The 13,013-nt window shown below is 65.5% G+C and carries 11 protein-coding genes; 5 read left to right on the plus strand and 6 right to left on the minus strand.

The annotated features are described in order from the left end of the window. Positions 1-7 precede the first annotated feature (7 nt). The 4 genes from IEW02_RS11505 to sthA form a co-directional block, all read right to left on the minus strand. Complete coding sequence (locus tag IEW02_RS11505) at positions 8-2,515, minus strand: DEAD/DEAH box helicase (RefSeq protein ID WP_188544903.1); 2,508 nt, start codon at positions 2,513-2,515, stop codon at positions 8-10. A gap of 9 nt (positions 2,516-2,524) precedes the next feature. Continuing rightward, on the minus strand, positions 2,525-3,565 hold the full coding sequence (locus IEW02_RS11510) for an alpha/beta fold hydrolase (protein ID WP_188544904.1): 1,041 nt from the start codon (positions 3,563-3,565) through the stop codon (positions 2,525-2,527). A gap of 136 nt (positions 3,566-3,701) precedes the next feature. After that, positions 3,702-4,646, minus strand: coding sequence for a proteasome assembly chaperone family protein (locus IEW02_RS11515; RefSeq protein ID WP_188544905.1), 945 nt, complete (start codon positions 4,644-4,646; stop codon positions 3,702-3,704). 97 nt (positions 4,647-4,743) lie between these two features. Continuing rightward, positions 4,744-6,156, minus strand: a complete 1,413-nt coding sequence (gene sthA, locus IEW02_RS11520) for a Si-specific NAD(P)(+) transhydrogenase (RefSeq protein ID WP_188544906.1) — start codon at positions 6,154-6,156, stop codon at positions 4,744-4,746. 154 nt (positions 6,157-6,310) lie between these two features. Between sthA and IEW02_RS11525 the strand changes: the two genes are divergently transcribed. The 4 genes from IEW02_RS11525 to IEW02_RS11540 all read left to right on the plus strand — a co-directional run bounded on the left by IEW02_RS11525 (position 6,311) and on the right by IEW02_RS11540 (position 9,930). Next, positions 6,311-7,396: an S-(hydroxymethyl)mycothiol dehydrogenase gene (locus IEW02_RS11525; protein WP_188544907.1), complete on the plus strand. Its 1,086-nt coding sequence runs from the start codon at positions 6,311-6,313 to the stop codon at positions 7,394-7,396. Then, positions 7,393-8,025 (plus strand): MBL fold metallo-hydrolase, encoded by a 633-nt coding sequence (locus IEW02_RS11530; RefSeq protein ID WP_188544908.1) that lies wholly within the window; start codon positions 7,393-7,395, stop codon positions 8,023-8,025. Before IEW02_RS11525 ends, IEW02_RS11530 begins: the two co-directional genes overlap by 4 nt. Continuing rightward, complete coding sequence (locus tag IEW02_RS11535; RefSeq protein ID WP_188544909.1) at positions 8,015-8,698, plus strand: sensor domain-containing protein; 684 nt, start codon at positions 8,015-8,017, stop codon at positions 8,696-8,698. Before IEW02_RS11530 ends, IEW02_RS11535 begins: the two co-directional genes overlap by 11 nt. Before the next feature lie 98 nt (positions 8,699-8,796). After that, complete coding sequence (locus IEW02_RS11540) at positions 8,797-9,930, plus strand: DUF4192 domain-containing protein (protein WP_188544910.1); 1,134 nt, start codon at positions 8,797-8,799, stop codon at positions 9,928-9,930. Here the strand turns inward: IEW02_RS11540 and galE are convergent. Continuing rightward, positions 9,927-10,913 (minus strand): UDP-glucose 4-epimerase GalE, encoded by a 987-nt coding sequence (galE, locus tag IEW02_RS11545; RefSeq protein ID WP_188544911.1) that lies wholly within the window; start codon positions 10,911-10,913, stop codon positions 9,927-9,929. The genes IEW02_RS11540 and galE overlap by 4 nt on opposite strands. A gap of 22 nt (positions 10,914-10,935) precedes the next feature. Further along, positions 10,936-11,625: an iron-dependent transcriptional repressor DtxR gene (locus tag IEW02_RS11550; RefSeq protein ID WP_188544912.1), complete on the minus strand. Its 690-nt coding sequence runs from the start codon at positions 11,623-11,625 to the stop codon at positions 10,936-10,938. A gap of 125 nt (positions 11,626-11,750) precedes the next feature. Here IEW02_RS11550 and IEW02_RS11555 point away from each other — a divergent pair, with 125 nt between their 5' ends. Continuing rightward, positions 11,751-13,013, plus strand: a complete 1,263-nt coding sequence (locus tag IEW02_RS11555) for an acetoin utilization protein AcuC (RefSeq protein WP_188544913.1) — start codon at positions 11,751-11,753, stop codon at positions 13,011-13,013.

A 13,013-nucleotide genomic window follows, 5' to 3' on the forward strand; every position in this document is an offset into this window, starting at 1 on the left:
GGTGCGATCAGCCGGCCGTCACCGTCATGTCGTCGAAGACGATCTCGGCCAGCGCGTCGGATTCGTCGACGTCGATCACCGCGTCGATCGACCACCCGTGATCACCGGCGGGATCCTCCAGTACCTGACGCGCAGTGGTCCCGTCCGGGGCGACGGCGAGCGTGAACAGCTGCGGGCCGCGGGCGGACGGCCCGGTGCCGATGGTGTCGTACTCGTCGAAGTACGGCTCGAGTTCGTACTCCCAGTCCAGATCGTGGCCCAGAGCGTCCAGGGCGTCCCAGCGTTTCAGTGATGCGAGCTCGACGCGGCGGAAGAGCGCGTTGCGCACCATGATTCGGAACGCGCGCGGGTTCGCGGAGATGGGCTTGGGTGTGTCACCGCCGTAGGCGACGATGGGCGTGCCGTCCTCTTCGAAGGTGGGATCGCTGAGGTTCTCCCATTCGTCGAGGAGTGAGGAGTCGACCTGCCGCACGAGCTCCCCGAGCCATTCGGTGATGTCGCCTACCTCGTCGGTACGTGCTTCCGGCGGAACCGTTTGCCGCAGAGCGCGATACGCGTCCGCAAGGTAGCGAAGCACCAGACCTTCGGATCGAGACAGTCCGTAGTGGCTGATGAGTTCGGCGAACGTCATGGTCTTCTCGATCATGTCGCGTACCACCGACTTGGGCGACAGCGCGAACTCGGAGATCCACGGATGACCGCCTCGGTAGATCTCGAAGGCGGGTACGAGCAGCTCCGCCAACGGCTTCGGCCACGTGACCTCCTCGAGCAGTTCCATCCGCTCTTCGTACTCGAGACCGTCCGCTTTCATCTGCGCGACGGCCTCCCCGCGCGCGGCGTGTTGTTGGGCCATGAGGATCTGCCGTGGGTCGTCCAGCGTCGACTCGATGATGGAGACCACATCGAGTGCGTGCGTGGGGGATTCGACGTCGAGCAGCTCGAAGGTGGCCAGCGCGAACGTCGACAGGGGCTGGTTCAGAGCGAAATCGCGCTGCAGTTCCACGGTGAGTCTGGCCGTACGTCCGTCTGCGTCCGGCTCGGGCAGCTGCTCCACGATGCCGGCGTCCCGCAGACCGCGATACAGACGGATGGCATGCAGGATGTGGCGTCGCTGCATCGCGCGTGTCTCGTGATTGTCTTCGAGCAGATGGCGCATCGCCTCGAAGCAGTTCCCCGGGCGTGCGATGACGTTCAGCAGCATCGAGTTGGTGACCGAGAAGCGTGACGTCAGGGGTTCCGGGCTGGCCGCGACGAGGCGCTCGAAACTCGGTTCGCCCCAGGAGACGAATCCCTCCGGCGCTTTCTTGCGTTGAATTCTCTTCAGCTTCTTCGGATCGTCCCCAGCCCTGGCGACCAGTCGCGCGTTCTCGACCTCGTGCTCGGGTGCCTGCACCATGACGGTGCCGAGCGTGTCGTATCCGGCTCGGCCGGCGCGCCCCGCGATCTGGTGGAACTCGCGGGCACGCAGTTGGCGGGTGCGAATCCCGTCGTACTTGGTCAGGCCCGTCAGGAGCACAGTTCGGATGGGCACGTTGATGCCGACCCCGAGGGTGTCCGTGCCGCAGATGACGGTGAGCAGGCCCTCCTGCGCCAGCTTCTCCACCAGCCGTCGATAGCGGGGGAGCATGCCGGCGTGGTGCACCCCGATGCCGTGGCGAACCAAGCGCGACAAAGTCTTTCCGAAACCGGTCGTGAACCTGAAGTTGCCGATGGCCTCGGCGATGGCGTCCTTGGCGGCTTTGGTCGTCACGTTCACGCTCGTGAGCGCCTGTGCGCGCTCCAGGGCGGCGGCCTGAGTGAAGTGCACGACGTACACGGGCGCGAGGTGAGTGTTCACCAGCTCCTCGATGGTCTCGACGACCGGTGTCAGCCGGTAGGAGAACATCAGGGGGACAGGTCTTTCGGATCCCGACACCACGGTGGTGGTGCGGCCGGTGCGTCGGGTCAGGTCGTCCCGGAAGAAGGAGACGTCACCGAGAGTGGCCGACATCAGCAGAAACTGGGCCTTGGGGAGCTCGATGAGCGGAACCTGCCAGGCCCACCCGCGGTCGGGTTCGGAGTAGTAGTGGAACTCGTCCATGATCACCTGCCCGATGGACGAGTCCGGTCCCTCGCGAAGTGCCATGTTGGCCACGATTTCGGCGGTGGCACAGATGATGGGCGCCTGCGCGTTCACCGCAGCGTCACCGGTCACCATTCCGACGTTCTCCGAACCGAAGATTTCGCACAGTGCGAAGAACTTCTCGCTCACCAGCGCCTTGATGGGCGCCGTGTAGAACGAGCGGACTCCGGCCGAGAAGGCCGCGAAGTGTGCTGCCACGGCCACCATGGACTTACCCGACCCTGTGGGTGTCGCGAGAATGACGTTGTTTCCGGTGACCAGCTCGATGACTGCTTCGTCCTGCAGCGGGTAGAGCTCGAGCCCCCGTTCGGTGATCCATTCGGTGAACGCGTCGTACAAGGCGTCGGGAGAGGTGGAGTCGGAATTCGGGGGGACGCGGGACGAGAGGAGCACCCCTACAGGTTAGGTGGCCGACCGCTCGTCGGACCCCATGGCACCGAGAACCGCCTGACGGGTGGATGGGCTGCCGGTGATCATGTCCTCGCCGACACCGGAGACGAGCATCTGACGCCAGCGCGCCTCGTCGAAGTGCAGCGGCGCGGTGTCGCCCAGGAATTCCTCGAGGACCTGCAGGAACCGCATCGGATCGTCACGGAACGGGAAGTGTCCGGATCCGCGAAAGATCTCGAGTCGCGAGTTCGGCATGGCGGCATGCGCGAGGTGGGCGTGGGCCACCGGGATGACGATGTCCTGATCTCCCCAGATCAATTGCACCGGCAGGTTTTCGGTGAGATAACAGCGGTCCAACATCGTCACGACCTGTCCTCGCCAGTCCACCACCGCGCGCAATGTCCGGAGGTAGGCCGCGTAGGCGGTGGGGTCGAGAAGGTCACTCAACACACGAACCAGATCGGGGGTGTCGTGCAACATCGCGCCGGGACGCAGCCGTGATCCGTCGAGCGCACCGACCGCAGATCCGAGCATCCTCATCGCGGTCCCGGCGCCCGGGAGTCTCAGCAACTTCATGAATTCGTTGACCACGGGAACGGACATCAGGCGCAGCGCGGGATGAACGTCCTTGGTGACACCACCCGCCGACACGAGAACGAGCCGTTCGACCATCTGCGGGAACTGGTAGGAGAACTGCATGGCCACCCCGCCGCCGAGCGAGTGCCCGACCACGGTGACCTGGTCTATACCCAAGGCGGAGAGAAGATCGCGCATGCCGTTCGCATAGGCGGCAACCGAGTAGTCGGCACGTGGTTTGTCGGAGCGGCCGTGGCCGAGCAGGTCCGGCGCGATCACGGTGTAGCGCTGCGCAAGGTGCGGAATCAGCTCTTGCCACGTCTCCGAGTTGTCCCCGATGCCGTGGATAAGAAGGACGACGGGGCCCTCGCCCGCCATGCGGAAGGCCCGGCGGTAGCCGTGGATCGTACGGAACACCAGGCGGGGCTGGGTGTCGTTGGGAACGGGGCGCAACGCCCGTCGGCGCTGGTCGGTCACAGGCGTACACCTGCCATGAACCCGCTCCCACCGTCGACGCAAGAACAACTTTTGATGATCTCGGTCGAAGCCTAGACCCGCGTGGCCGAAGTCACCCGGTGGGCGCGGTTACGACTGCGTTTCGGCCCGAGGGTGCTCAGGAGTCCGTGCTGTCGTCGTTCTCCTCGAACTTTCCCTGCTCGGCGAGGAATTTCTCGAACTCGGCGCCCAGTTCGTCTCCGCTCGGCAGCTCCTCGTCACTGGCCAGAAGCGTCGACTGCTGCTCCTGTGCGGTGACGAAGGTGTCGTACTGGCGTTCGAGGGCGTGCACGACGGACTGCACCTCCGTGTTGCCCTCGACATGCTGATCGACTTGCTCCCGTACGCGGGCAGCGGCCTCGGTCAGAGCAAGGAGAGGGAGCTCGAGGTCGGCGGACAGGGCCACGTTCTCGAGGAGGGTCTCGGCCGCACTCGGGAACGACGTCTGCGCGAGGTAGTGCGGAACGTGCACGGAGAAGCCCATCGACTCGTGACCGTGCAAGGCCATCCGATATTCGAGCAGTGACGATGCGGAGCCCGGGACCTGAAGTTCACCGGCCCAACGGTGCTGATCCTCGATCAACTCCTTGTTGGTCGAATGCGCCGTCACTCCGAGAGGACGGGTGTGCGGGACGGCCATCGGAATCGAGTTCAGACCGATGGTGCGACGGACGCCGAGCTGCTCCGCCAACAGGCGGACCGCGGTGGTGAACCGTTCCCACTTGAGATCGGGCTCGAGGCCGGACAGCAGCAGGAACGGTGTTCCGGTCGCGTCGCGGACGGCGTAGAGGTTGAGACTCGGCTCCTCGTACGCAGCGAAGTGGTCGGACTTGAACGTCATCATGGGGCGACGCGAGCGGTAGTCCAGCAGTTCGTCGACGTCGAACGATGCCACCAGCTCGGTCTGGAGCGTGTCCAGCATGTGGGCAGTCGCCAGCTTCACGGCGTGACCTGCATCGGAGAACCCTTCGAGGCCGTGCACCAGCACCGGTCCCAGTCCGTCCGCGGAGGACACCTGAGGTGCGGGGAACTCCAGCTCGTACATCCCTGACTTCTCGTCCATGACGACTCCTCTCGTGGCGCGCAGCCTCTATCGTCCCACGCCTACCCTTCAACACCCCGAGAGTGCGGTCTGATTCCCCTCGCTCGCGTGCGGGCGGTCAGCTGAAGGCCTTCAACGCGCGAATCTTGTTGGTGACGTCCAGCGCGGCCACCTTGTAGGCCTCCGACAGTGTGGGGTAGTTGAAGACGGCGTCGACGAGATAGTCGACTGTGCCGCCACACCCCATGACCGCCTGGCCGATGTGCACCAGATCCGTGGCGCCGGACCCGAAGATGTGCACTCCGAGCAGCTTTCGGTCCTCCGTGGAGACAAGCATCTTCAGCATCCCGTAGGAGTCACCGGCGATCCCGCCGCGCGCAAGCTCGCGGTAACGCGAGACACCGACCTCGTAGGGAACGGAGTTCTTGGTCAGCTCGACCTCGGTCGCACCGACGTAGGACACCTCGGGGATGGAGTAGATGCCGATCGGTTGCAGGTCCGTGAGCTTCGTCGTGGGCTCGCCGAACGCGTGATACGCGGCGAGTCGCCCCTGATCCATCGACGTCGCCGCCAACGCGGGGAACCCGATGACGTCGCCGACGGCGTAGATGTTGTCGACCTTGGTCTGGAAGTTGTCGTCGACGAAGATCCGACCCCGAGCGTCCGCCTCCAGGCCGGCCTTCTCGAGGTCGAGCGCGTCCGTCATCCCCTGTCGCCCCGCGGAGTACATGACGGTCTCGGCGGGAACCTTCTTTCCGCTGGCCAAGGTCGTGACCGTACCGGATTCACCGACGTCGACCGTCGTCACCGCCTCGCCGAAGCGAAAGGTCACCGCGAGGTCGCGGAGGTGGAACTGCAGGGCCTCGACGATCTCGCGGTCGCAGAAATCGAGCATGGTGTCGCGCTTCTCCACCACGGTGACCTTGGTGCCGAGGGCTGCGAACATCGATGCGTACTCGATGCCGATGACACCGGCACCGACGACGACCATGGACGAGGGGATGAACTGCAGGTCGAGGATTCCGTCGGAATCGAGAACGCGGTAGTTGTCGAAGGAGATGCCGTCCGGACGGGCCGGTGCGGTACCGGTGGCGATCACCACGTTCTTCGCGCGGACCGTCAACCGTTCACCGCGCGCTCGGTCGTCGATCGCCAGGGTGTTGGCGTCGAGGAATCGCGCCTCGCCGGTGATCATCTCGATGCGGTTGCGCAGCAACTGCGACCGCACCACTTCTACCTCTTTGCCTATTACGTGCGAGGTGCGCGCCAGCAGGTCCTGCGGGGTGATGTTGGCCTTCACTCGGTAGCTGGCCCCGTAGAGCTCACGCTGACTCATTCCGGTCAGATACAGAACCGCCTCGCGCAAGGTCTTCGACGGAATGGTGCCGGTGTTGACGCAGACGCCGCCGAGCATGCTTCCCTTCTCGACGATCGCGACGCGTTTGCCCAGCTTGGCCGCGGCAATGGCCGCCTTCTGCCCGCCCGGCCCCGAGCCGATGACGAGCAGGTCGTATTCGTTTCCGTCCGACATTCGTCCAGAGATACTCCGATCGGGGAACGCGCGCGTGCTCACCGTGTCACGAACTGGTGAACGTTCGGCCTACGCGAGTCCATGCGGGTATTCGCATGCGTGGGTCGTTAGGGTTGATGAGACACGTCTCACCAACAGCTCTTCGGAGGAACACATGCCACAGCAGGTCCGCGCCGTCGTCGCCAGAAGCAAGGGCGATCCGGTGACCACCGAAACCATCACCATTCCCGATCCCGGTCCGGGCGAGGTGATCGTGAAGGTGCAGGCGTGCGGTGTATGCCATACCGACCTGTCGTACCGCGAGGGTGGGATCAACGACGAATACCCGTTCCTGCTCGGACACGAGGCGGCCGGCATCGTCGAGACGATCGGGGAGGGCGTCACCCATGTCGAGGTCGGCGACTTCGTCGTTCTGAACTGGCGAGCGGTCTGCGGTGACTGTCGGGCCTGCAAGAAGGGCAAGCCCTGGTACTGCTTCGACACCCACAACGCATCGCAGAAGATGACGTTGGAAGACGGCACCGAGCTCACGCCGGCCCTGGGAATCGGAGCTTTTGCGGAAAAGACCCTCGTGCACGAGGGGCAGTGCACCAAGGTTGCCCCCGACGCCGATCCTGCCGTGGTGGGACTGCTCGGATGCGGAATCATGGCCGGAATCGGAGCCGCGGTGAACACCGGCAACGTGCAGCGCGGTGACTCGGTGGCCGTGATCGGCTGTGGCGGTGTCGGAAACGCCGCCGTCGTGGGTGCGAAACTCGCCGGCGCGTCCACCATCGTCGCGGTCGATCGTGATCCGGGAAAACTGGACTGGGCGCTGAAGCTGGGCGCCACACACGCCGTCAACGGAAGCGAAGAAGACGCCGTCGAGGCCATTCGGCGACTCACCGACGGGTTCGGCGCCGATGTCGTCATCGATGCTGTCGGCCGTCCGGAGACGTACAAGCAGGCGTTCGCTGCGCGCGACCTCGCCGGTACCGTCGTCCTCGTCGGAGTCCCGACTCCCGACATGACCCTCGAGATGCCGCTGATCGACTTCTTCAGTCACGGTGGATCTCTGAAGTCCGCGTGGTACGGCGACTGCTTGCCCGAGCGTGACTTCCCGATGCTCGTCGACCTGTATCAGCAGGGTCGCCTCCCGCTCGAGGAATTCGTGACCGAGCGGGTCGGATTGGACGACGTCGAAGTCGCGTTCCAGACGATGCGCGACGGCAAGGTCCTGCGTTCGGTGGTCGTGCTGTGAGCGCCGCATTGCGAGTCGACAAGGTTGTCACGTCCGGCACGTTCAGTCTCGACGGCGGAACGTGGGACGTGGACAACAACATCTGGTTGATCGGCGACGATTCCGAGGTCGTGATCGTCGATGCGGCGCACACCGCGCAACCGATCATCGACGCGGTGGCAGGGCGAACTGTGCGAGCAATCATCTGCACACACGGCCACAACGACCACGTGACGGTGGCACCGGAACTGGCCGCGGCACTGGACGCGCCGATCTTCCTCAACCCGGCGGACGACATGCTGTGGGAGCAGACGCATCCCGGTGTGTCTCATCAGGTGATCGAGGACGGGCAACGGATCTCCGTGTCCGGTACCGACATCGAAGCGATGCACACTCCGGGACACTCACCGGGCTCGACGTGCCTGTACCTGCCCGAGGCGGGGCAGTTGTTCAGCGGGGACACGCTGTTCTCCGGCGGCCCCGGTGCCACCGGGCGGTCCTACTCGGACTTCCCGACCATCATCGGATCCATCCGGGACCGCTTGTTCGCGCTACCCGCCTCGACGGTCGTCAACACCGGCCACGGGGACGGCACATCCATCGGCGACGAGTCGCCCCACCTCGAAGAGTGGATCAAGCGTGGGTCGTAGGACCCGTCACGCAGCATTCGCAGCCGGCGCGGCTCTAATCGTCGCCGGCTGCGGCGGATCCACCGTCAGTGGCACACCGGAACCGAGCAGCGCCGCACCACTGTCGAGTTCGCCGATCGAGGGCGGCTTGGACACGATGCTGGTCGATCCGTCCGTGTTTCCAGCTCCGTACGAAGCGGTGGTTCTACCGCAACAGGCCGCTGCGGCGGCGGCCCAGGACCTCGACGGGATCGGAGCGGACGCATCCGTCGATCCGGCCGGCTGCAAACCGTCCGCGCGTGGCACCGCAGCCGGCTCGACCGCACTCGTGGTCGGAACCGACAACGAGACCAGGGCGACGATCTCCATCGAGCTCACGAGGGTGCGGGACTCACTCGCCGATCAGGTGTCGCAGTGGGAGCAGTGCCCGTCGGTCCAGGCGACGTCGAACGATGTGGTGTCCACTGTCACAACGGATCTGGTGCCCGCTCCGCCCATCGACGCCGACGACACGGCTGCGTATCGCCGCACGGTGACCTCGGGTTCCGGTGAGGTGACCCAATCGATGCTGTCGCTCGTCGCGCAGAAATCGGACGTCCGCATCACGGCCACCTTCATGTCGTTCTCCGGCGACACACCCGACTCGGCCACGTTGGACGAGTTGTTCACCCAGTCGGTCCAGAAGGTCGGTTGATACCCGGGTAAGCCCGACGACGCCGTCATCCACAGCCGGGTTTCGGGCCCTGGTCGACCCCGCAACGCCGGCACGCAGGCCCGGAATGCTTCTGCGGCATGACAACACACGCCGAATCCGACGGATGGGCCGAGGCCCCCGTGCCGAAGCTGTCCGATCCCACCGACCTCCTGACCGCGCTTCCCGCCCTCATGGGCTTCGTCCCGAGCCGTTCGCTCGTGATCGTGTGCCTTTCGGGCACCGGCCCGTCGTTCACCCTCGGACCGACGATGCGTCACGACCTGGCGCCACCGACCGTCGCCCACAGGGTTCATCCCGTCATGGTGGAGGTGGTGAAGAAGCTCGCCGAGCTCTGCGAACGGGAGGACATCCTGCAGGCCATCGCCGTGATCGTCGACGACACCGACGACGTCGAGCGGGCCATAGCGTCCTCGACGTCCACCGCCTACGGGATCACCCACCCCTGCGACTACGAGGCGCTCGACGATCACGTCCTCTTGATGGACGTGGTGGACGCCATCCTCAACGAGTACGGCACCGAGTTGCGCAGCGCGCACATCGTCGGTCGAATCGAAACGGATGCGCCGTGGGCCAGCTTCTTCGGGGACACTCGCCGCGGGGTACTCACCGACCACCGATCTGCTCCCGTGACGCTCGCGACCGTGGTCGGTGGCAAGGCCATCCGAGGATCACGCGAAGAGATCGAACGACTCCTGGATCCGGCACCGGAGGACGTGCGGACAATGGTGGAGACGGCGATCGACCTCGCCGCCACACGGGCCGCCGAGCGCACCGACCTCGAGTGCATGCAGTTGGTTCTGAATCTGGTGCAGACGGACCGTATCAGCCCCTACGGTCCCATGGAGATCGCCGAAACGGCGTGGGCGGTGGAACGGATCGCGGTGCGCGACATGCTTCTCGCCCTGGCGATCACCACGGTGTCCGATCAGGCGCAACAACTGTGGATCGCAGTCACACGCGCAGTTCCGGAAGCCGACCGCGCAACGGCAGCAACACTTCTCGGGTTCTTTTCCTACGTGCGAGGGGAGGGGCCGCTAGCGGGTACCGCGTTCGCGGCGGCGTTGACGTCACAGCCGGACCACAACTTCGCCTCGCTGCTCGATACCGCTCTGATGAACGCGATGCGGCCGGATTTCGTCCGGGAGGTTGCTCGGAACGCCTACGACGACCTCGTGGAACTGGGGATCGCGCTGCCACCCACGGTGGGCTAGGTGCGGCCGGCGCTGTGCGAACGCTCGCCCAGCTGCTGCAGGAAAGCCCATGCATCGCCGACGATCTCGTCGAGGTCGGTCGACGTGGGCTTCCACCCGAGATCGGCCATGGCCTTGTCGCTGGACGCCACCAGCACCGCCGGGTCGCCCGCGCGGCGAGGAGCATTTTCCACCGCGATGGGCAGACCGGTGACGCGCTCGCACGATGCAATGACTTCTCGAACCGAAAATCCTTGGCCAGAACCCAAATTGAAGATTCGGTGGCTGCTCGGAACCGAGGACTCCAGTGCGAGAAGGTGGGCATCGGCAAGGTCGCGGACATGGATGTAGTCACGGACGGCGGTGCCGTCGGGTGTCGGCCAATCGGTACCGAACACGGAGATCTTCTCGCGTTGACCGAGCGCCACCTGCAACACCAGAGGGATGAGATGTGTTTCGACGACCCGATTCTCGCCGAAACCGGCATGCGCGCCGGCCACGTTGAAGTACCGCAGGCTCGTCGCACCGAAGCCGTGTGCCTGCGCATAGCCGGTGATCGCGTTGTCGATGGCGAGCTTGCTGGCACCGTACGGGTTGGTGGGTCGCGTCGGGGCGTTCTCGGTGATGGGCGAACTCTCCGGCTCACCGTACGTGGCGGCCGTGGAGGAGAACACCAGCCGAGGAACACCCGTCTCGGTCACCGCGTCCAGAAGTTCCAGCGCGGCACCGAGATTGCCGCGCCAGTACTTCTCCGGCTTCTCCACCGATTCGCCCACGAGCGACTGCGCAGCGAAGTGCAGAACGCCGTCGTAGGTGTCCCCGGAGAGAACGTCGCCGATGACGTCGGCGACGTTGCCCTCCACGAACCGGGCTGCCGACGGCACCCCGTCGCGATTGCCCGTCGACAGATCATCGACGATCACGACGTCGTGGCCACGTTCGACGAGCACCGCCGCGCACACGCCACCCACATACCCGGCACCGCCGGTGACCACCAACTTCACAGTTTGCCCCTGTTCGAATTGCTCAGATCCGTTTGACCTGAACGGCGTGTCCCATCTCCTCGGAGAGATCCACGTCGTCGTGTCCGGGGACAGTGATGGTGACCGAGGCCCCCGGCTTCGCCACGACTGTAACGCGGGCGTCGGGCACGACGCCGGCCTCGCGAAGCCGCGCGATGACCTCGGGGTCGGATTGCACGTGTTCGGACAGTCGGCGAACGACCACCGCGACCGACTTGCCCGCAGGTAGATCGGTGAGCCGGACCAGATCCTCCGGCCTTTCTGCCGGTTTGCTCAGACCCAGCTGTGCGAGGCCGGGAATCGGGTTCCCGTACGGCGAGGTCGTCGGGTTGTCGAGCACCTCGACGAGGCGGCGCTCGACTTCCTCGCTCATGACGTGTTCCCAGCGGCACGCCTCGGCGTGCACGTCTTCCCAGCGCAAGCCGATGACGTCGACGAGCAGACGCTCGGCGAGACGGTGTTTACGCATGACGGCGATCGCAAGGTTGCGGCCCTTCTCCGTCAACTGCAGGTGCCGGTCGCCGGCGACGAGCAGGAGCCCGTCCCGCTCCATCCGGGCAACGGTCTGGCTGACGGTGGGTCCGCTCTGTTCCAGTCGTTCGGCGATGCGAGCCCGCAGGGGCACGACACCTTCTTCTTCCAAGTCGTAGATCGTGCGGAGGTACATCTCCGTGGTATCGACCAGATCCTTCACAATCACACCCTTCGTTCCGTCCGATTCTAACGGTCTTCACCCACTCCGCGGTGCGCGCGCATCTCACGGCACGTCGACCGGCCGAGCATGCCCCGTCACAGCGTCCGTGCACGTAGTTTGGGGTCATGACACAGGAGTCCGGTCAGCAGTGGAGCCCGCACCCGTTGCCCGCCGTCGTGTGGAGCCAGGACTATCTGTCCTATCGGTGGAGCGACGACCACCCGATGAATCCGACGCGGCTCGCCCTGACGATGGAACTGGCGCGCGGGATCGGGTTGCTCGACGGTGCGGAGATCATCGCCCCCGTGGCCGCCACGGACAGCGAGTTACTGCGCGTTCACACTCCCGAGTACGTCGCAGCGGTGAAACGGGCGCCGCTGGATTCGCCTCTCGGCGTGCGGGCGTCGGAGGTCGTGCACGGCCTCGGCTCCGAGGACAACCCCATCTTTCCCGACATGCACGACGCCAGCGCGGTCATCGCCGGCGGAACCCTGACCGCGGCCCGCGCCATTGCTGCGGGCACCTCGCGCCGCGCGGTCAGCATCGGCGGGGGCATGCATCACGCCATGCCCGACTGGGCATCGGGCTTCTGCGTCTACAACGATGCGGCTGTGGCCATCTCGTGGCTGCTCGACAACGGTTTCGACCGCATCGCCTACATCGACGTCGACGCCCACCACGGCGACGGAGTCCAGGCCGCGTTCCTCGGTGACCCCCGCGTTCTCACCGTCTCGCTCCACCAGCACCCCGCCACGCTGTGGCCGAACACCGGATGGTCGAGCGAGATCGGAACGGAGAAGGGCGAGGGCACATCGGTCAACGTGCCGCTGCTGCCGGGCACCGGAGATCGACTGTGGCTTCGCGCCTTTCACGCGATCGTGCCCGGGGCGATAGGCGCGTTCGGACCCCAGATCATCGTCAGCCAGTGCGGAGTGGACAGCCACCGTGAAGACCCGTTGGCGGATCTCGGCCTGACGGTGGACGGGCAACGCGCCGCTTTCCTCGCCATGCGAGATCTCGCGGACGAGCACTCCGAGGGTCGCTGGTTGGCCGTCGGCGGCGGGGGATACGGCCTCGTACGCGTCGTTCCACGAGCGTGGACGCATCTGATCGCCGCGGCGCTCGGTCGCGAACTCGACCCCGCCACACCGATTCCGGGCGGATGGCACGACCACGTGCGCAGCATTGCACCGAGTATCGATCTGCCGTCCACCCTCAGCGACGACGGCGACGTGGACTACCCGCCGTGGGACGGGCCGGGAGGGACGCCGGAATCCGGTGTCCCGCATCTCGATCGCTCACTGGAACGGATCGACACCGCCATCATCGCCACTCGCCGCGCGGTGTTCCCGCTGCTCGGTCTGGACCCGGAGGACCCCCGTGACTGA

This window comes from Rhodococcoides trifolii (assembly GCF_014635345.1).
Classification (GTDB): domain Bacteria; phylum Actinomycetota; class Actinomycetes; order Mycobacteriales; family Mycobacteriaceae; genus Rhodococcoides; species Rhodococcoides trifolii.

What these genes read in the sequence shown, in the direction of transcription:
- IEW02_RS11515 (WP_188544905.1), bottom strand. Translation starts at nt 4,646, where the DNA reads ATGGACGAGAAGTCAGGGATGTACGAGCTGGAGTTCCCCGCACCTCAG.
- sthA (WP_188544906.1), bottom strand. Translation starts at nt 6,156, where the DNA reads ATGTCGGACGGAAACGAATACGACCTGCTCGTCATCGGCTCGGGGCCG.
- IEW02_RS11525 (WP_188544907.1), top strand. Translation starts at nt 6,311, where the DNA reads ATGCCACAGCAGGTCCGCGCCGTCGTCGCCAGAAGCAAGGGCGATCCG.
- IEW02_RS11540 (WP_188544910.1), top strand. Translation starts at nt 8,797, where the DNA reads ATGACAACACACGCCGAATCCGACGGATGGGCCGAGGCCCCCGTGCCG.
- IEW02_RS11555 (WP_188544913.1), top strand. Translation starts at nt 11,751, where the DNA reads ATGACACAGGAGTCCGGTCAGCAGTGGAGCCCGCACCCGTTGCCCGCC.